An 18,417-nucleotide genomic window follows, 5' to 3' on the forward strand; every position below is an offset into this window, starting at 1 on the left:
GGTCACGCTGGCGCGGCATCGCGCGCAGGCAACACGGCGCGGCCGGGACGGCTAAAAGCGATTCGAAAGTTTAACATAACGAGCAGGAGCAACAGGATCGCCGCGCCTCCGTTATGAGCTACCGCAATTGGCAGCGGCCATTGCAGAACGATGTTCGACAATCCGGTGACGAACTGGATCAGCACCACCAGCAAAACGCCGTTCGCGGGACGCCGCAGCGACTCGAAGCGGCGCAATTGAAGCGCGAACCACACGAGGTAGCCGACGACCACGAGCGCGAAGGTGCGGTGCGTCCAGTGAATCGCTACCAGTGCATCTTGCGTGATCATGTCGCCGCTGCTTGTCATGCCGAGCGCACGCCACAGGTGAAAACCGTGCGAGAAGTCCATCGGCGGAACCCATTGGCCGTTGCAGGTAGGGAAATCCGTACACGCGAGCACCGCGTAGTTCGTGCTGACCCAGCCGCCCAACGCGATCTGCACAATCAACAGCACGAGACCCGCGACCGCCGCGACGCGCCAACGCGCGGCTTCCGGCTCATACGCAGGCAATGGCGTCTGGCGCGCGGCGAGCCAGCCGAGTGTGCCCAGCAGCGCGAGACCGAGCAGCAAGTGCGTCGTCACGATGACCGGTTGCAGCTTCATTGTCACCGTCCATGCGCCGAACGCGCCTTGCACGAGAATCAGCAGCAGCAGCGAAGTCGGCCACCAGGGCGACACGTGCAGCGGACGCCGCTTGATGCGCGCGGTCCATGCAATCACCGTCTGCGCGATGATCAGCACGCCGATCGCCATCGCGAAGTAGCGGTGGATCATTTCGATCCATGCCTTGGTCATGCTGACGGGGCCGGTGGGCATCGCCTGATGCGCGGCGGTGATCGCAGCATGCGCGATAAATGGCGACGACGTGCCATAGCAGCCGGGCCAATCCGGGCAGCCGAGCCCCGAGTCGGTCAGACGCGTGAAGCCGCCGAACATCACGAGGTCGAGCGTGAGGAAAGTGGTGAGCCACACGAGCTTGCGGAATTTGTTGTCGTCGGCCTTGACCCACACATAAGACAGCGGCAACAACGCAATACACAAGCCGATGAGACCCAATTGCAGTACGAACATCTTCTATTACCCTGGTTGCGGCATCAGCCGATGCTCGACCATTTCAGCAGCTTGGTCACGTCGCCCTTGATCTTGCTCGGGTTCGGATCTTTCGGGAAACGCATCATCAGATTGCCGTTCGGATCGACCATATAGATGTGGTCGGTGACCTTGGTGCCGTTCGCGGTCGGCAGCCACGCCGACACCTGCGCCGGATCGGCAAGCAGCATGTTGGTGTCGGGATAAGCCTTTTGTATCACGTCCGCCACGTTGCCCGCACCTGTCCGCAGCCACACTTCTACGACGCGCTCGCGTTCCGGTCCCTGTGCCGCGCGGATTTGCCGCATGAAGTAGAGCTTCGTCACGCACGCTTTGTCGCAGGCGGTGTCGTCGACGGAGACCAGCAGCCAGTGGCCACGCAACGTGGCGAGCTTGAGCGGCTTGCCGTCTTCGCCAGTGACGACGAGCGACTCGGGAATCGGCCGCTGCGGTTCGACGAGCGTGCCGTAACTGGTGCTGCCGCCGCTCGGCTTCACCACGTAGTACATGAAATAGGACACGGCAATGGGCGCCGCGCAGACGATCGCGAGCAGCAGCAGAATCCAGCGGCCGCGCTCCCAGGAGCCCTTGCCGTTGGGCTGACCGGGCATCGGCTTGGCGGCGGTCGGTTTGCGGGCTTGCTGCGAACGGGGAGATGGCGTCGACACTACATAACCTCTTTCAATAATTTGTGCGGCTCGCCCAGGTCGTGGAGAGCCGCGCCGGGCACGCGCCACATCACACGATGGGCGCCTGCTGTTTTCTGGCCGCGCGGCGCGCGGCGTACAGGCCGAAGGCCAAAGCCGCGACCGCCATGCCCCACCACTGGAACATGTAGCCGTAGTTGCGCTCGACGCCGTTGGTTGGAGCCGGCCAGTCGCGCACGAGTTTGTCGCCGTCGTCGTTCAATTGCTGGATCACGAACGATTGCAAGGGCAGTCCGGTCTCGGCGGCATACGCGGCGACGTCGAGATTCTGGCGAATCGCCTGATGCGCGGCCGATCCGCCCTGCCCCAGTTCAAACGCACGCGACGCATCCGCACGCGCAATTCCTTCTATCTCGATTTCGCCCTGGGGCGTAGTGTACGGCGCGATCGTCTCGCGATTATTGATGTTACGCGGCAACCAGCCCCGATTGACGAGCACATAACCGCCGCCGGTGAGTTTAAAAGGCATCACCACGTAAAAGCCCGGCTGGTCGTTATACGGACGATTATCAAGGTACACGACCTTGTCAGCGACAAACGTGCCGCGCGCTTTCACGCGATGGAATTCGATGTCCTTCAATGCGACCGGCGCGCTGGTGACCGGTTGCGCGGGCGCGTTCTCGAACTGCGTGATGCGTGCCTCGAGTGCTTCTTTCTGATGCGCGCGGTCGCGCTGCCAGAAGCCGAGTCGCAAGGTCACCGCGACCACGAGCAGGATCAGCAGCGCGGGAACGATCCGGATCTTCATCGACGACACTCCAGGTGCGGCTTGAACGGGCTGGCGAACGTGGGGCAAACGCCGGCGCGCGGTGAGATAATGATCACCTTGCCTTCGCGCTTTTCCGTTTCAGCAGCTTCCATGCACATTCTCGTTCCCATCGCCTTCGTCCTGATCATCGCCAGCATGGTGTCGGCGCTGTACTTCATGATGCATGACAAGGGCAAAACCAAGCGGATGGTCTGGTCGCTCGCCACGCGAGTCGGACTTTCGATCTCGCTGTTCCTCTTCATCCTCTTTGCGTACTGGATGGGCTGGATTCACTCAACCGGCATTCCGTACGGGCGCTGAGCCTCGCGTCACCATCACTGCGCTATAAACAAAACGCCGCCCTGACGGGGTCGAGGGCGGCGCTTCATCAATCCTGCTCACTACGCGTGCGCGGTGTTCCGATGGACGCTGCGCGACGGCCCCCACGCGTTCCGGTATAGCCGGCCGCGGCGCGGGCCAATCAGTCTTACAGCCAGTACACGACGACGTAGAGTCCGAGCCAAACGACGTCCACAAAGTGCCAGTACCAGGCCGCGCCTTCGAACGCAAAGTGGTGTTCCGCAGTGAAGTGGCCGCGAATCATTCGCACCAGCACCACCGCGAGCATCGTGCCGCCGAGGAACACGTGAAAACCGTGGAAGCCCGTCAGCAGGAAGAACGTGGAGCCGTACACGCCCGAAGCCAGCGTCAGGTTCAGTTCGTTATACGCGTGGAAATATTCGAAGCCCTGCAAGAACAGGAAGCACACGCCCAGCACGAGCGTAGCTGCCAGCCAGATGATGGCCTTCTTGCGATGATCTTCACGCAGTGCGTGGTGCGAGACCGTGAGCGTGGCGCCCGACGAAAGCAGCAGCGCGGTGTTGATGGTCGGCACCGGCCATGGCGTCATGGACTTGAAGGTCGACACGAGCGACGCGGGACCGTTGTTGGGCCACACCGCCGAGAAATCCGGCCAGATCAGTTTGTAATCGAGACTCGCCAGTTCGTGCAGCGCGATTGCGCGTGCGTAGAAGAGCGCGCCGAAGAAAGCGCCGAAGAACATCACTTCAGAGAAAATGAACCAGCTCATGCTCCAGCGGTATGACTTGTCGACATTCTTGCCGTACATGCCGCCTTCGGATTCGGCAATCGCGTCGCCAAACCAGTGCCACAACGTAAAGAGCAGCCACAACAGGCCGACGACAACGCCGATCGGCGCCCAGTCATGTTCGTTGATCCACGCCGCAAGCGATCCGAGCATGACCAGCAACCCAGCGGCGGCGCTGATCGGGTGCCGCGACGGATGCGGTACGAAATAGTACGGGCTCTCGTTTTGACCGCTCATTCTTGATTCTCCACTTCAGTCCAGTTGTTCCGGAAGCTCCGGCTGCATCTTCGGCGGCGCGTGTGTACCGCACCGCTTCACTCTAATTCGTGGGCGTTGCTACGCCCGTACCACATGCATGCGCAATGTCAACCCACCACCGCGCGTACCACCAGAATCAGCACGCCGATGAAAATCGCCGTGCTGATCAACGCCGCGATAATGACGTGCACCGGGTTCAGTTGCGTTGCGTCGGCTTCAAGATCGCGCCGCTTGCGCACGCCGAAAAACGACCAGAACACCGCCTTCATCGACTGGCCGAAACTGCTTTTGCGCGGGCCGCCGCTGTTATCGCTCATTGTTGTCTTCCTTCGCCGGCGGCATGAGCCGTCAGGCGGGATTGGCGGCAGTTGCCGCCGTCTCGGCCGGGAGCGCCGCGCTTCCGACCTTCGCCGTTGCCGGCGTGTTCAACTCGAAAAACGTGTACGACAACGTGATCGTTTTCACGTCTTTCGGCAACTTCGGATCGACGACGAACACGACCGGCATCCGCTTCGTCTGATTCGCCGTCAACGTCTGCTGCGTAAAACAGAAGCACTCGATCTTCTTGAAGTACTCAGTTGCCTGCTTTGGCGCGTAGCTCGGAATGGCTTGCGCCTGGATCGTGCGCGCCTGTTCGTTGCTCACCTCGTACATCACCGTTGTCACTTCGCCCGGATGCACGTCCATGCTGCGCTGTTCCGGCTTGAAACCGAGCGGGCCGCGCGCGTTCGCATCGAATTCGATCGAAACCGTACGGCTCATGTCGACCTGCGTATTCTTCGCCTCGCGCACCGTTGCATCGCGCTGCACCAGGTTGTTGATGCCAGTGATCTGACAGATCGCGCGGTACATCGGCACGAGCGCAAAACCAAAACCGAACATCATCAACGCGACGACGAACAGCTTGACCAGCATCGAACGGTTGAAAGAGCGATCGGCCTGAGCCGGCGGTTGCGTCGACATCTCAATCCTCAACAAACCTGCAAACTACACCTGGACCGGTTCCGTCAGGAAAACCAACCCTGATTGATGATGACGCTCGCGAAAAATACCGCTGCGATTGCGAGCAGCACAAGACCTATCCGCCTGTTGCTCGCCCGAATCTGCTCCGGCGTACGTCTTTCCTGTGAATTGCGCGTCATGCTCGAGTTTCTGAATACCTGATTACTGCCATTGCCGCGCTTTCACGGCCGTCCGGTCCGGGCGACGACGCAATCACGTCGCCACGGAACCGGCTACTTCGCTAAACGACGATTACTCGACGGTCGGCGGGTTTTCGAACGTGTGGAACGGAGCCGGGCTCGGCACGGTCCACTCGAGGCCCGTTGCGCCGTCCCACGGTTTGTCGCCCGCTTTTTCGTGGTCGCCGCCGCCGCGATACGCAGGCAACGCCACCGCGAACAGGAAGTACACCTGCGCGAGACCGAAGCCGAACGCGCCGATCGAAATCACCTGATTCCAGTCGGTGAATTGAGCCGGATAGTCGGCGTAGCGACGCGGCATGCCTGCGAGACCGACGAAGTGCATCGGCAGGAACGCGAGGTTGAAGAAGAACATCGACGCCCAGAAGTGAATCTTGCCGCGCGTTTCGTTGTACATCCAGCCGGTCCACTTCGGCGCCCAGTAGTACCAGCCCGAGAACAACGCGAACAGTGAGCCCGCCACCAGCACGTAGTGGAAGTGCGCGACCACGAAGTAAGTACCGTGATACTGGATGTCGAGCGGCGCCATGGCGAGCATCAGGCCCGACAGGCCGCCGAACGTGAACACCAGCAGGAAGCCGACCGCGAACAGCATGGGCGTCTCGAAGGACAGCGAACCGCGCCACATCGTAGCGACCCAGTTGAACACCTTCACGCCAGTCGGCACGGCGATCAGCATGGTCGCGTACATGAAGAACAGTTGGCCCGTTACCGGCATGCCGGTTGCGAACATGTGGTGCGCCCAGACCATGAACGACAGAATCGCGATCGACGACGTTGCGTACACCATCGAGCTATAGCCGAACAGAGGCTTGCGCGAGAACGCCGGAATGACCTGCGACACGATCCCGAACGCCGGCAAGATCATGATGTACACCTCGGGGTGCCCGAAGAACCAGAAGATATGCTGGTACATGACCGGGTCGCCGCCGCCCGCCGCGTTGAAGAACGACGTGCCGAAGTGGCGATCGAACAGCACCATAGTGATCGCGCCAGCCAGAACCGGCATCACGGCGATCAGCAGGTACGCGGTGATCAGCCACGTCCAGACGAACATGGGCATTTTCATCAGCGTGAGGCCGGGCGCGCGCATGTTCAGGATCGTCACGACGATGTTGATCCCGCCCATGATCGACGAAGCGCCCATAAGGTGGACCGCGAAAATCGCGAAGTCCATACCCGGGCCCATCTGCGTGGACAGCGGCGCGTACAGCGTCCAGCCCGCGGCGGTTGCGCCGCCCGGCGAGAAGAACGAACCGACCAGCAGAACAGCCGCCACCGGCAGAAGCCAGAAGCTGAAGTTGTTCATGCGGGCAAAAGCCATGTCCGATGCGCCGATCTGCAGCGGCACCATCCAGTTCGCGAAGCCGACGAACGCCGGCATGATCGCGCCGAACACCATGATCAGCCCGTGCATGGTGGTCAACTGGTTGAAGAACTCGGGGCGCATGATCTGCAGGCCCGGCTCGAACAATTCGGCACGAATCATCAGCGCCATCACGCCCCCGGAGAGGAACATGGTGAACGAGAAGATCAGGTACAGCGTACCGATGTCCTTGTGGTTGGTTGCGAACAGCCAACGACGCCAGCCATGCGGCGTTTCGTGGGCATGGTCGCCGTGCACGTGCTCGTGGCCCGCGACTACATCGTGTCCGATGCTAGACATGACAATCTCCTAAAGCGAATACTGCGGTGCTGACCGTGACACGTCAGGCAGCCGGGCTGATCTGAACACGCCGGGCTTCTTTCGCGTCGCTGCCGCCCGTGATCGTTTCCGGCTTCTTCAAAATAATATGGTCTTCGGCGATGCCGGCTGCTTTCAACGCGTCGCGCACGGCTTCCGCACGGCTCTTTGCGAGCTTCGCGTTCGTGTCCGCGGAACCGCTGGCGTCGGTGAAGCCAGACAGCGTGAACTTCGCGTCCGGATGCGCCTTCGCGTAAGCCGCAGCTGCTTCAACCGCCGCTTTTGCGTCGGCCGGCAGCGTGCTCTTGCCGGTGTCGAAGTAGACGCTCGCCGGCAATGCAGCTTGCGATGCCGCCGCGCTTTCCGAACCCGCGGACGCTGCCTGCGCGCCCGATGCTTCCGAAGCCGCAGCACCCGACGCCGCTTCCGCGCCGCTCGCCGCCGCGCCTGCGTCGGCCAGATGGTTGCCGCCTTCCGGCAGTTTGCCGTTACGGGCGTCTGCAACCTGCTTCGGCTGGAGAATGTCGCCGGTGTGGTTACCCCACGAATTACGTTCGAACGTAACTACCGAGGCAATCTCTACGTCGTTCAGCGTAGGTGCCCACGAAGGCATTGCGTTCTTGCCCTTCAACACGATGCTGACGTGCTCTGCAATCGCGCCGTTCGCAACCTTGCTGCCGTCGAGCGCCGGGAATGCGCCCGCGCCCTTGCCGGTAGGCTGATGGCAGACCGCGCAGTTCGCTGCGTAAACCTTGCCGCCGCGCTCCATCAACTCGGCCATCGTATAAGTCTTGTTCGGATCGTCCTGACCCGCGGCCATTTTCTTCTTCTGCGTGTCGACCCACTTCGCGTAGTCGTCGGTGGAGAGCACTTCGACCACCACCGGCATGAACGCGTGTTCCTTGCCGCAGAGTTCGGTACAGAAGCCGCGGAAGGTACCGACCTTGTCAGCCTTGAACCACGTGTCGCGCACGAAACCAGGAATCGCGTCCTGCTTCACGCCGAAAGCCGGCACGTACCAGGAGTGGACCACGTCGTTGGCGGTGGTGATGATGCGGATTTTCTTGCCGACCGGCACGACCAGCGGATTGTCGACTTCTTGCAGATACGTAGTGGAAATCGGCTGACGGCCGTCGGTTTCGGCACGCGGCGTGGCCAGCGTGGAGAGGAAGTTGATGCCCTCGCCCGGACCCTTCACGTAGTCGTAACCCCACTTCCACTGGTAGCCCGTGACCTTGATGGTGACGTCGGCATTGGTCGTGTCCTTCATTGCGACAACCGTCTTGGTGGCCGGCAACGCCATCAGCACGACGATGACGAACGGCACGATCGTCCAGATGATTTCGACGGTGGTGCTTTCGTGGAAATTCGAAGCCTTGTGGCCTTTCGATTTGCGGTGGGCAAAGATCGAATAGAACATCACAGCGAACACGCCGATGAAAATCACCGTGCAAAGAATCAGCATGAACGTGTGGAGGCTGTAGAGCTCCTCAGCGATTTTAGTCGCAGGCGGCTGGAGATTGATCTCGTTGACGGCAGGGCCGCCCGGAACATCGCCCACTGCCAGGGCGGCACCGGCGAAAAGCAGTCCGCTCATCGCCAGCACGCCCATGAGCGCTCGCTTGATTGTTTTCATAGCTTCCTTACCCAAAATTTCCATTCAAACCCTCGACCCCGCTGACCCCGTGACGGGCTGCCCGCGCTCCCCGTGAACGCCTCATGACCGGATGCGCCTAACAACGCGCGAGCCAGATACGCAACTCGCGGGCGAACTGCGCGCGCCGGTGCTGCGCGAGATGCTGCCCGATCATGATCGTCTCGCCGCGCGAGACCAGCTTGATCTGATCACGCGGTGTTGCGCCAGCCTCGATCCGCACCCAGCGCGGATTGAACTCGAACTGCGTGACCTGCTCGGCGCTCACCTGTTCGATTACAAGCCGGTTCTGAAACAACCGGATGCGTTCGTAATCGACAGCGTGGCGCGCATACATGGCAAACGCGACGCCCACCGCCAGCAATTCGATACCGGTGAACGGCAACACCAGCCAGGCGCCGACCAGAACCAGCATGAAAGCAATTGCCAACGAGAACAACGCGAGCGACACATAGAAACACACGAACTGCCGCGGCGACATGGAGCAGTTGCGTTTCATGGTCCAGTCCTTCAGGACCGGTTCTGAATCCGCCAGCAGATCTGATGCATCCATCGCTGCCTCCCGCCGAACGTCAACAACGCGTCACCAAGTCGTCAACAACGCGCCACCAACGGCCGCCTGCAATGCCCCACAGTGACCTCAACCCGCGACCATATTCCGGCCGCCCAACCGCCACCGCGCCAACTCGTGTTGCAGCCCGTGCCTCGGGCCTGCCGCCCCAAATGTGGGAACTCCGGGCGACAAACTGACGCATTATAGGCGCGATCCATAGCATCCACAAGCAAGCCCCGACCGCCTCACAAGCCAGGCGCGACAAGCCTCCGCGCCGTTTTGCCGCACCTTTTGCACGTCTTTGAAAGCGGTAATTTCAGACATAACAGATGTCCTCTTTACCTCTTTAGCGATTCCTCGACGAGCCTCGCCCAATGTCCTCTATTCGCACGATGCCGTGTCCTTCCGCCGTCGTGCGCGGCACCGCTTTCCATGCGTGTCCGTAGATCACCTCGAAGGTCAGCGCAATCGTTCCGTCGCCGCGCCGACGCGCTTCGAGCGCTGCCAGCAACGCTCTGTGCAACCGCCGTGCCGCCGCGCCCGACGACTCTTCGCGCTCGAACGGATATGCGCCCCAACGGCGCACGTCCGCGAGCAGCGACTCGGGCGACTTATAGGTGATTGTGATGGTTTCCTGGTCCATCACGGGAATTTCGAAACCGCTTTCGACCAGCATGTCGCCAAGGTCATGCATGTCGACAAAGTCGATCACATGCTTGCGCGAGCCGACACCGTGCGCCGCTTCCACTTCGGCGTATGCGCCGCGCAACTCTTTCAGGGTGTCGGGTCCGAGGGTACTGAACATCAGCAGCCCGTTCACCTTGAGCACGCGCTGCCACTCAGGGAATACGAGGTCAGGGCGCGAGTGCCAGTGAAGTGCGAGATTCGACCAGATGAATTCGAAGGCACCAGCCGCGAAAGGCAGCGCGGAAAAGTCCGCCTGCGCGAAGCGCGGACCGCGTGCGCCAAGCGCCTTGCCCAGCGTGGCCGGCAAGAAGCGCCGCCAGCTCGTATCGCCGGAATCGTGGCGCAGCGCGCGTGTGAGCATGCCGCGCGACAGGTCCGAGCCGAACACCGGCGCTTCCGGAAAGCGCTCACGCAATGCAGGAATGTCTTCGCCTGCACCGCAACCGGCATCAAGCACGCTTGCCGGCGCGACCTTGATGTAATCGAGACGCTCGCGCATGCGCTGCGCGATCTCGCGCGGCAGGAAGGCGACGTCGTCGAAAGTCGTTGCACGGCGGTCGAAAATCCGCCTGAGGCGCTGGGAATCGTAGGCCGGACGGCCTGATTGAGCGGAAGTTGGGGACATGGGTGTCGTGCTGGCGTAGAGCCCGAAGTATACTCGTTCGCTTCCTCCGCTTCAGTGCGAACGGCCCTTGCGGTCGCCAGTGCATGACATTCCGAGCATATTTTTCGTCGTCAGCCAGTCCGTTCACGCGATTCGCGCGCGGCGTGCGTTCGGCGTGGCCGCATGCAATGCACGCAATCCTACCGAACGCGTGCGCTCTGTGCGGCAATTTGTCGCACAGCACGCTGTGCCTCTTTTGCGACGAATCCTATTGGAATGAGAGTGCGTTGCGTTGCTGTGTCTGCGCCGTGCCGCTGACTTTCACGCGAAGGGAACAGCACGCGTCTTATCGCTGCGCAGATTGCGTCGCCGAAAAACCGCCGTTCGACGCAACGTTCGCGCTCGCCGACTATCGCGCGCCGCTCGACGCGCTCGCAGTCGGCCTGAAGTTTCGCGCCCAGTTGATGCTGGCGCGCGAATTCTCGCGGCGTCTTGCCCGTCTCGCGCAAGATACCTGGCAAGAGCCGTCTGACTGCCCCGATGTCATCGCTCCGGTACCGCTCGCAGACCGGCGTCTTAGAGAACGCGGCTATAACCAGGCATGGCAGATCGCCAGAGCGCTGGCTCGCTCGCTGAAGGTGCCGGCCGACCCGACTCTGGTGCGCCGCGTGATCGACACCGCGCCGCAGTCGCGGCTCGATCTCGACGCGCGCCGCCTCAACGTGGGCCGCGCATTCCAGCTTGCTGGCAGAGTCGAAGGACTGCACGTAGGCATTGTCGACGATGTAATGACGACCGGCGCAACGCTCGAAGCGCTCGCCCGCACGCTGAAGGCAGCCGGTGCGCGGCGCGTCACGAACTTCGTCGCACTGCGCACACCGAAAAACTAGTTTCTACCTGATCACTCTATGTTCAACGTCGTTCTTGTCGAACCGGAAATTCCGCCCAATACCGGCAACGTCATCCGCTTGTGCGCCAACACGGGTGCGCGGCTGCATCTGATCGAGCCGCTCGGCTTTCCGCTCGACGACGCCAAGCTGCGCCGCGCCGGTCTCGACTATCACGAATACGCGCAAATGAACGTGCATGCCGACTGGGCCGCCTTCATCGCGAAAGAGTCGCCGGATGCGTCGCGCATGTTCGCGTTCACCACGCGCGGCTCGGGCCGCTTTCACGAGCACGCGTTCCAATCGGGCGACTGGTTCGTGTTCGGCGCGGAAACGCGAGGCTTGCCCGACTCGGTGCTCGAACAGTTTCCGAACGAACAGCGCGTGCGCCTGCCGATGCGTCCCGGCAACCGCAGCCTGAACCTGTCGAATACCGTCGCGATCGTGGTGTTCGAAGCGTGGCGTCAAACAGGTTTCGACGGCGGCGCCTGACGGCGCTGCAACTCCGCCTGATAACGCTCGAACATCGCGTGATCGAAGCAGGCGAAGATCACCTGCTCGAGTTGCGGCATGCGAGGTAGATTTTCGATTACCGTTTGGACCGCGATACGAACTGCTTCATCGGCAGGAAAACGGTAGATGCCGCAACTGATCGCGGGGAATGCAATGCTCGCGCAGTTCGCCTCGCGCGCCACCTCGAGCGAACGCTGATAACAGGAAGCCAGCAGATCGGCCTCGCCATGCGTGCCGCCGCGCCAGACCGGGCCCACCGCGTGAATCACATAGCGCGCCGGCAGATGGTAGCCGCGCGTGAGCTTCGCGTCGCCTGTGGCGCAGCCGCCAAGCGCTTCGCATTCGCCCAGCAATTCCTTGCCTGCAGCGCGATGAATCGCGCCGTCCACACCGCCGCCGCCGAGCAAGGACGTATTCGCTGCATTGACAATGGCGTCGACGTCGAGAGTCGTGATGTCGGCCACGCGTGCCTCCAGCGTGCAACCACCGATATTGAGCATATGAGCCTCGCTGATCCGTAGCGTCGATAGACGATGGACAGCGGGTGCAGACAGCCGTTCAGCGTTGTTACACGCCAAACGGCTGACAGGCAGCGCGCCCGGAAACCAGGGCGGCTTATTCGGCCTTCGAATCGCGCCGCAGCAGGGCGCTGACGGCGTCGCGCGGCGCAACGCCGTCGAACAGCACGGCACAGACCGCCTGGGTGATCGGCATGTCGATTGCATGAGCACGCGCGATCGCGAGAACCGCTTGCGCGCAACGCACGCCTTCGGCCACATGGCCCAGGCCGCCGAGAATATCGGCAAGCGAACGGCCTCCGGCAAGCTGCACGCCGACCGTGCGGTTGCGCGACAGATCGCCGGTCGCGGTGAGAATCAGATCGCCGAGCCCCGTCAAACCGGTGAACGTCTCCGCGCGACCGCCGAGCGTCACGCCGAGGCGCGACATTTCTGCGAGTCCGCGCGTGATCAGCGCTGCGCGCGCGTTCAGGCCGAGACCCAGACCGTCGGCGATTCCCGTTGCAATCGCCAGCACGTTCTTCACCGCACCGCCCACTTCTACGCCGACGATGTCGTCGCCCGTATAAATGCGCATCGCGCCGTGATGAAACGCCGCAACCGTGCGCTCGCGACAGACCGCCGAAGCACTCGCGATGGTCAACGCAACCGGCAAGCCCTGGCCGACTTCACGCGCGAAACTCGGCCCCGACAACACACCATTGCTGCCGTGCGAGGGCAGCTCGGCCGCAACCACCTGATGCGGCAACAACTGCAATTCCGCCTCGAAACCTTTGCAGAGCCACACGATATGCGCGGGCACTTTGCCCGCATCGCGCATCGACTGGAACAGGGCGCGCAGTCCGGCCACGGGCGTGGCCACGACGCATAGCGCGTCGTCGGCGAGCGCGTGGTCGAGCGCTGCGTTCAGGTCCGCTTCGTAGCGAAGCGCCGACGGCAAGGCAACGCCCGCCAGATAGCGGGCGTTTTCGTGCGAAGCGGAGAGATCTGCGACCAGCGCGGGCTCGCGCGCCCACAACAGCGTGTCGTGCCTGACGGCCAGATGGCCGGCGAGGGCTGTGCCCCATGCGCCGGCTCCGAGGACAGCAACCTTCATAGCCGGCACTGCCTGCGACACTTAATGCGTGACGCCGTTTTGCGCTGCGCCGTCCTGGCCGCCCATCTGCGCGAGGCGTTGCTCATAGAGCGCCTGGAAGTTGATTTCGGCGAGGTGAATCGGCGGAAAACCGGCGCGCGTGATGGCGTCGGCGATGTTCGAGCGCAGGTACGGGAACAGGATGGTCGGGCACGCAATGCCGACGAGCGGATCGACCTGTTCAGCCGGAATGTTGCGAATGTCGAAAATGCCTGCCTGCTTGGCTTCGATCAGGAACGCAACCTTGTCCGACACCTTGGCCGTCACGGTGCCCGTCACGAGAATTTCGAACACGGTGTCGGCGAGGCGCTCGGCCTTCACGTCGACTTCCACTTCCACCGACGGCATTTCCTGCTCGAGGAAAATGGCCGGCGAATTGGGCTGCTCGAGCGACATGTCCTTCAGATAAATGCGCTGGATGTTGAAGAACGGCTGGTTGTTCTCGTCGGACATGATTGAGTGATTCCCTGATAGATATGCGTAGCGGCGGCCCATGAAGTCACGGGTCGCCAGATAGTTGCGGCGCGCCGCCTGCCCTCGCGGGGCGACGATGCGCCGGCTTGTATTTCACCCGCCGCTTCCCGCGCCCAACGGCGCGAGAATTCAGGCGGCTGCCAGCAGAGGCGTCAGACCGCCCGCGCGATCGAGCGCGGAGAGATCGTCATACCCGCCGACGTGCGTCTCGCCGATGAACACCTGCGGCACCGTGCGACGACCGGTCCGGGTCATCATCTCCTCACGACGGGCCGGGTCCTTGTCGATCAGTACTTTTTCGATATTCTCGACGCCGCGCGACTTTAAAAGACGTTCGGCCATCTGGCAATACGGGCACACCTGCGTGCTGTACATGATCACTTTGTTCACTTGGCTACTCCTTGTTTCACAACCGGCATGCCGGCTTTCTGCCAGGCGTCGACGCCGCCTTCCAGAACGTGGACTTCCGCATATCCCGCATCCTGCACGATACGCGCCGCCTTGTTCGACTGCTGGCCGGTCTGACAAACCAGCAGCACGGGGTTGTTCTTATTCTTCACCAGTTGCGCGACCTTTGCTTGCAACTCGGCGAATTCCAGGTGCCGTGCCGCGGGCAAATGCCCTTTGGCGAAGTCAGCCGGCGGACGCAGATCGATGACCGCCGCATTGCGCCGATTGATCAACTGCGTGGCTTCGGCGGCCGACAGGCCACCGCGGCCGCGCCGGCTGATGGTCGGCCACAGCAGCAACCCACCGGAGATGAGGACGATCGCAATGAGGACAAGGTTTGTGTAATCAGTGAAAAACTTCACGGAAGATCCGCCGAAAAAGAGAGAAATCGGAAAGGGCAATCCGGGCATTATAAAATAAGCGTCTGACGCGATGGCGGCGCTCCTCTACGTGCGCCGGGCAGCGCTTACCGCTTCCTTACTACCGACCGGCAATCTTATGTACAAACTCGTTCTCATCCGCCACGGCGAATCGACGTGGAACAAGGAAAACCGCTTCACGGGCTGGGTCGACGTCGACCTCACCGAACAGGGCAACCGCGAAGCGCAGCAGGCGGGCGTGCTGCTGAAGGAATCCGGCTATTCGTTCGACATCGCTTACACGTCCGTGCTCAAACGCGCCGTTCGCACGCTGTGGCATGTGCAGGATCAGATGGATCAGATGTACATACCCGTCGTGCATTCGTGGCGTCTGAACGAGCGTCACTACGGCGCGCTGTCGGGTCTGAACAAGGCCGAAACCGCAGCGAAATTCGGCGACGAACAGGTGCTGGTCTGGCGCCGCAGCTACGACACGCCGCCGCCTGCGCTCGAACCTTCGGACGAGCGCGCGCCGTACAACGATCCGCGCTACGCCAAGGTGCCGCGCGAACAGCTGCCGCTCACCGAGTGCCTGAAGGACACGGTGGCGCGCGTGCTGCCGCTGTGGAACGAGTCGATTGCGCCGGCCATCAAGTCGGGCCGCAAGGTGGTGATCGCGGCGCACGGCAACTCGATCCGCGCATTGGTGAAGTACCTCGACAACATCTCGGACGAGGACATCGTCGGGCTCAATATTCCGAACGGCGTGCCGCTCGTCTATGAACTGGACGAGAACCTGAAGCCGCTGAAGCACTACTATCTGGGAGACCAGGAAGCGATCGCGAAGGCGCAGGCCGCAGTCGCGAAGCAAGGCAAGGCGGGCTGATTCCGCTGCGCCGCCAGTTGCAGCGTGACGGCAACGTAGCTGACTTTCGCCGCATCGCAGCGCTTCTTTGTTAAAGATCGTTGCGGCGACGGTGACCGCAAGCGCCGCGGCGCGTCACAAACGGACCACGCCGACCGGCAAGACGTACCGGTCAGCGCGGTCCGCTTTCCTCGATCGCGGCCATTCTCATCGCGATCCACTTCCACTGTTACCGCACATTACTTCGACGTCGCGCGTGCGTTGCGCCGAACCCGGCACGCTTCGCGCTGTCGAATCACGATTGCCTGCGCCGCGCCCTGAGTTGGCGGGTGTGCAGTTATACTTGTCCGTCCCCATCTCTATCGACGCTGCCACGCGCTTCCGACCGCAACAGACTCTATGCGAAAGAACCTGAAAAATATCGGCCTGATCGCCGCGGGCCTTGCTACCGGTGTATTCGCCACTTTGCAACTCTCGGCCTCGGCCCAGCAGCCCGCCAGCGCCGCCGCCACTCCGTTGCCGCTGGACCAGCTCAGGCTGTTTGCCGAAGTGTTCGGGCAGATCAAGCACGAGTACGTCGAACCTGTCGACGATAAAAAGCTTCTCACCGCCGCAATCAAAGGCATGGTGTCGAGCCTCGACCCGCATTCGTCCTACCTCGACAAGACCGATTACGAGGAACTGCAGGAGCAGACCAAAGGTCGCTTCGCGGGCCTCGGCATTGAAATTTCGTCGGAAGACGGCCTGATCAAGGTGATCTCGCCGATTGAAGACACGCCCGCGTTCCGCGCCGGAATTCGTCCGGGCGACCTGATCACGCGCATCAACGACAAGCCCGTACGCGGCATGACGCTCGACCAGGCGGTCAAGCAGATGCGCGGCGAGCCGGGCACCAAGGTCACGCTCACGATCTTCCGCAAGACCGACGACCGCACTTTCCCGCTCACGGTGACGCGAGCGCTCATCAAGGTGCAGTCGGTCAAGATGAAGATCCTCGCGCCGGGCTACGCGTATGTGCGTATCACCAGCTTCCAGGAACGCACCACGCCGGACCTGGCCGCCAAGCTGCAGGACATCGCGCGTCAGCAGCCGAATCTGAAGGGTCTCGTGCTCGACCTGCGCAACAACGGCGGCGGTCTGCTGCAAAGCGCGGTCGGCGTGGCCGGCGCGTTCCTGCCGCCGAACTCGGTCGTCGTGTCCACCAACGGGCAGATTCCGGATTCGAAGCAGGTCTATCGCGACACTTACGACAACTACCGTCTGCAGTCCTTCGACTCCGACCCGCTGAAAGACGAAGCGCCGATCTTCAAGACCGTGCCCATGATCGTGCTGACCAACGCCTACTCGGCGTCGGCATCGGAGATCGTCGCGGGCGCGCTGCAGGATCAGCATCGTGCGTTGATCGTCGGCAAGACGACCTTCGGCAAGGGCTCGGTGCAGACCGTGCGACCCATGACCGCCGACACGGCGCTGCGCCTGACCACGGCGTATTACTACACGCCGAGCGGCCGTTCTATCCAGAACAAGGGCATCCGTCCTGACATCGCGGTCGATCAGTACGCGGAAGGCGATCCGGACGACGCACTGGTCACGCGCGAAGTCGACTACTCGAATCACCTTGCCAACACGCAAGACCCGAACGAGAAGAAGGAAGCCGAGAAGCGCGAGCAGGATCGCATGGACCAGTTGCGTCAGCTCGAAGAGCAGAACGACAAGAAGACGCCGGAACAGCGCCAGAAAGATCGCGAGCGCAAGCCGGTCGAATTCGGTTCCGCCGACGACTTCATGCTGGCCCAAGCCTTGAACAAGCTCGAAGGCAAGCCGGTCCAGGAATCGAAGTCGCTGACCGAGCGCCGTCTCGCGCAGAACAAGCCGGCCACGTCAGCGTCCGCGCCGGTCGCGGTTAAGCCGACGCAACCGGTGCCGGGCGCGTCGGGTGCTGCGCCGGCATCCGCACCGGCTACGCAGAGCAAGTAAGCAGCACGACTCACGTGTCTTCGCGGCGCAAGTCGCCGTGAAGACACGCAGCGAAGAAGACACGCTGGCCCCTCATGAATGACGATCAACTCCTTCGCTATTCCCGCCATATTCTCGTCGACGAAATCGGCATCGAGGCGCAACAGCGCTTTATCGATGCGCACGCGATCATTGTCGGCGCGGGTGGACTGGGTTCGCCTGCCGCGATGTATCTCGCGGCGGCCGGCGTCGGACGCTTGACGCTAGTCGATGCCGATACAGTCGATCTCACCAATCTGCAGCGGCAGATCCTGCATGTCAGCGCGTCGGTCGGACGCAAGAAGGTCGAGTCCGGCCGCGACACGCTCGCGCAAATCAATCCCGAAGTGACAGTGAACGCGGTGGCCGAACGCGTTGACGACGCGTGGCTCGATCGTCATGTGCCGGCCGCCACGGTGGTACTCGATTGCACCGACAACTTCGCCACGCGCCACGCGATCAATCGCGCCTGCGTGAAGCATGGCGTACCGCTGGTGTCGGGCGCCGCGTTGCGCTTCGACGGCCAGATCAGCACGTTCGACTTCCGCAGTGAAGCATCGCCGTGCTACGCGTGTGTATTCCCCGAAGACCAGCCGTTCGAGGAAGTCGCGTGCTCGACGATGGGCGTGTTTGCGCCGACGGTCGGCATCATTGGCTCGATGCAGGCAGCGGAAGCGCTGAAGGTCATCGGCGAAATCGGCACGCCGCTTATCGGCCGGCTGACCATGCTCGATTCGCTGCGAATGGAGTGGACCACCATGCGCATTGCGCGTCAGCCCGATTGCCCGGTATGCGGACAACCCCACCTGCCTTGAACCGACGAACGAAGCCAAAATGAAAAACGCCGCACATGTGCGGCGCTTTTCATTCAGAGCAGGCGTTGTCG

At 62.1% G+C, this 18,417-nt stretch carries 22 protein-coding genes; 6 read left to right on the plus strand and 16 right to left on the minus strand.

Features of this window, described 5'->3' with window-relative positions; translation table 11 throughout:
• Positions 1–2: 2 nt before the first annotated feature.
• The 3 genes from ACTJLB_RS00665 to ACTJLB_RS00675 form a co-directional block, all read right to left on the minus strand.
• The gene (locus ACTJLB_RS00665; RefSeq protein WP_440782121.1) at positions 3–1,112 is read right to left on the minus strand and encodes a COX15/CtaA family protein; all 1,110 of its coding nucleotides are present in this window, start codon (positions 1,110–1,112) and stop codon (positions 3–5) included.
• A 23-nt stretch (positions 1,113–1,135) separates the two neighbouring features.
• Complete coding sequence (locus ACTJLB_RS00670; protein ID WP_288824643.1) at positions 1,136–1,798, minus strand: SCO family protein; 663 nt, start codon at positions 1,796–1,798, stop codon at positions 1,136–1,138.
• A gap of 70 nt (positions 1,799–1,868) precedes the next feature.
• Positions 1,869–2,585, minus strand: coding sequence for an SURF1 family protein (locus ACTJLB_RS00675; RefSeq protein WP_440782122.1), 717 nt, complete (start codon positions 2,583–2,585; stop codon positions 1,869–1,871).
• Positions 2,586–2,696: 111 nt separating this feature from the next.
• On the opposite strand from ACTJLB_RS00675, the gene ACTJLB_RS00680 reads away from it, so the two are divergent.
• Entirely contained in the window at positions 2,697–2,906 is a 210-nt protein-coding gene (locus ACTJLB_RS00680; RefSeq protein WP_020067028.1) for a twin transmembrane helix small protein, read from the plus strand.
• Positions 2,907–3,072: 166 nt separating this feature from the next.
• On the opposite strand, the gene ACTJLB_RS00685 is transcribed toward ACTJLB_RS00680, so the two are convergent.
• The 8 genes from ACTJLB_RS00685 to ACTJLB_RS00720 form a co-directional block, all read right to left on the minus strand.
• Complete coding sequence (locus tag ACTJLB_RS00685) at positions 3,073–3,930, minus strand: cytochrome c oxidase subunit 3 (RefSeq protein WP_020067029.1); 858 nt, start codon at positions 3,928–3,930, stop codon at positions 3,073–3,075.
• A gap of 128 nt (positions 3,931–4,058) precedes the next feature.
• Positions 4,059–4,268, minus strand: a complete 210-nt coding sequence (locus ACTJLB_RS00690; protein ID WP_087752569.1) for a DUF2970 domain-containing protein — start codon at positions 4,266–4,268, stop codon at positions 4,059–4,061.
• A 31-nt stretch (positions 4,269–4,299) separates the two neighbouring features.
• The gene (locus tag ACTJLB_RS00695; RefSeq protein ID WP_020067031.1) at positions 4,300–4,914 is read right to left on the minus strand and encodes a cytochrome c oxidase assembly protein; all 615 of its coding nucleotides are present in this window, start codon (positions 4,912–4,914) and stop codon (positions 4,300–4,302) included.
• Between the two features lie 44 nt (positions 4,915–4,958).
• Positions 4,959–5,093 carry a cytochrome oxidase small assembly protein gene (locus tag ACTJLB_RS00700; protein WP_020067032.1) on the minus strand — a complete coding sequence of 45 codons (135 nt, stop codon included), beginning with the start codon at positions 5,091–5,093 and terminating at the stop codon, positions 4,959–4,961.
• 112 nt (positions 5,094–5,205) lie between these two features.
• On the minus strand, positions 5,206–6,819 hold the full coding sequence (ctaD, locus tag ACTJLB_RS00705; RefSeq protein ID WP_020067033.1) for a cytochrome c oxidase subunit I: 1,614 nt from the start codon (positions 6,817–6,819) through the stop codon (positions 5,206–5,208).
• Positions 6,820–6,862: 43 nt separating this feature from the next.
• Positions 6,863–8,497 carry a cytochrome c oxidase subunit II gene (gene coxB, locus ACTJLB_RS00710; protein ID WP_088173191.1) on the minus strand — a complete coding sequence of 545 codons (1,635 nt, stop codon included), beginning with the start codon at positions 8,495–8,497 and terminating at the stop codon, positions 6,863–6,865.
• 73 nt (positions 8,498–8,570) lie between these two features.
• Positions 8,571–9,044, minus strand: coding sequence for a DUF2244 domain-containing protein (locus tag ACTJLB_RS00715; RefSeq protein ID WP_020067035.1), 474 nt, complete (start codon positions 9,042–9,044; stop codon positions 8,571–8,573).
• Positions 9,045–9,390: 346 nt separating this feature from the next.
• Positions 9,391–10,356, minus strand: coding sequence for a methyltransferase domain-containing protein (locus ACTJLB_RS00720; RefSeq protein WP_310065849.1), 966 nt, complete (start codon positions 10,354–10,356; stop codon positions 9,391–9,393).
• An 83-nt stretch (positions 10,357–10,439) separates the two neighbouring features.
• Between ACTJLB_RS00720 and ACTJLB_RS00725 the strand changes: the two genes are divergently transcribed.
• Both ACTJLB_RS00725 and trmL read left to right on the plus strand, forming a co-directional pair.
• Positions 10,440–11,225 carry a ComF family protein gene (locus ACTJLB_RS00725; protein ID WP_440782123.1) on the plus strand — a complete coding sequence of 262 codons (786 nt, stop codon included), beginning with the start codon at positions 10,440–10,442 and terminating at the stop codon, positions 11,223–11,225.
• An 18-nt stretch (positions 11,226–11,243) separates the two neighbouring features.
• Positions 11,244–11,714: a tRNA (uridine(34)/cytosine(34)/5-carboxymethylaminomethyluridine(34)-2'-O)-methyltransferase TrmL gene (gene trmL, locus ACTJLB_RS00730; protein ID WP_288824647.1), complete on the plus strand. Its 471-nt coding sequence runs from the start codon at positions 11,244–11,246 to the stop codon at positions 11,712–11,714.
• Here trmL and ACTJLB_RS00735 read toward each other — a convergent pair.
• The 5 genes from ACTJLB_RS00735 to ACTJLB_RS00755 form a co-directional block, all read right to left on the minus strand.
• Positions 11,687–12,235 (minus strand): O-acetyl-ADP-ribose deacetylase, encoded by a 549-nt coding sequence (locus ACTJLB_RS00735; RefSeq protein WP_027804471.1) that lies wholly within the window; start codon positions 12,233–12,235, stop codon positions 11,687–11,689. The genes trmL and ACTJLB_RS00735 overlap by 28 nt on opposite strands.
• Positions 12,236–12,350: 115 nt before the next feature.
• Entirely contained in the window at positions 12,351–13,349 is a 999-nt protein-coding gene (locus tag ACTJLB_RS00740; protein ID WP_440782125.1) for an NAD(P)H-dependent glycerol-3-phosphate dehydrogenase, read from the minus strand.
• A 21-nt stretch (positions 13,350–13,370) separates the two neighbouring features.
• Complete coding sequence (gene secB, locus ACTJLB_RS00745; RefSeq protein ID WP_027804472.1) at positions 13,371–13,841, minus strand: protein-export chaperone SecB; 471 nt, start codon at positions 13,839–13,841, stop codon at positions 13,371–13,373.
• 150 nt (positions 13,842–13,991) lie between these two features.
• Positions 13,992–14,252: a glutaredoxin 3 gene (gene grxC, locus ACTJLB_RS00750; RefSeq protein WP_020067042.1), complete on the minus strand. Its 261-nt coding sequence runs from the start codon at positions 14,250–14,252 to the stop codon at positions 13,992–13,994.
• A complete protein-coding gene (locus tag ACTJLB_RS00755; protein ID WP_027777762.1) occupies positions 14,249–14,674 on the minus strand; it encodes a rhodanese-like domain-containing protein in 426 nt (141 codons plus the stop codon). Before ACTJLB_RS00755 ends, grxC begins: the two co-directional genes overlap by 4 nt.
• 136 nt (positions 14,675–14,810) lie before the next feature.
• On the opposite strand from ACTJLB_RS00755, the gene gpmA reads away from it, so the two are divergent.
• From gpmA to ACTJLB_RS00770, 3 genes are all read left to right on the plus strand, one after another.
• Complete coding sequence (gene gpmA / locus ACTJLB_RS00760; RefSeq protein WP_440782128.1) at positions 14,811–15,557, plus strand: 2,3-diphosphoglycerate-dependent phosphoglycerate mutase; 747 nt, start codon at positions 14,811–14,813, stop codon at positions 15,555–15,557.
• Positions 15,558–15,935: 378 nt separating this feature from the next.
• Positions 15,936–17,513, plus strand: a complete 1,578-nt coding sequence (locus tag ACTJLB_RS00765; protein ID WP_020067045.1) for a S41 family peptidase — start codon at positions 15,936–15,938, stop codon at positions 17,511–17,513.
• Positions 17,514–17,587: 74 nt separating this feature from the next.
• Positions 17,588–18,346 carry a HesA/MoeB/ThiF family protein gene (locus ACTJLB_RS00770; RefSeq protein ID WP_440782131.1) on the plus strand — a complete coding sequence of 253 codons (759 nt, stop codon included), beginning with the start codon at positions 17,588–17,590 and terminating at the stop codon, positions 18,344–18,346.
• Positions 18,347–18,417: the final 71 nt, after the last annotated feature.

The organism is Paraburkholderia sp. 22098, from assembly GCF_052045935.1.
Taxonomy (GTDB): domain Bacteria; phylum Pseudomonadota; class Gammaproteobacteria; order Burkholderiales; family Burkholderiaceae; genus Paraburkholderia; species Paraburkholderia caledonica.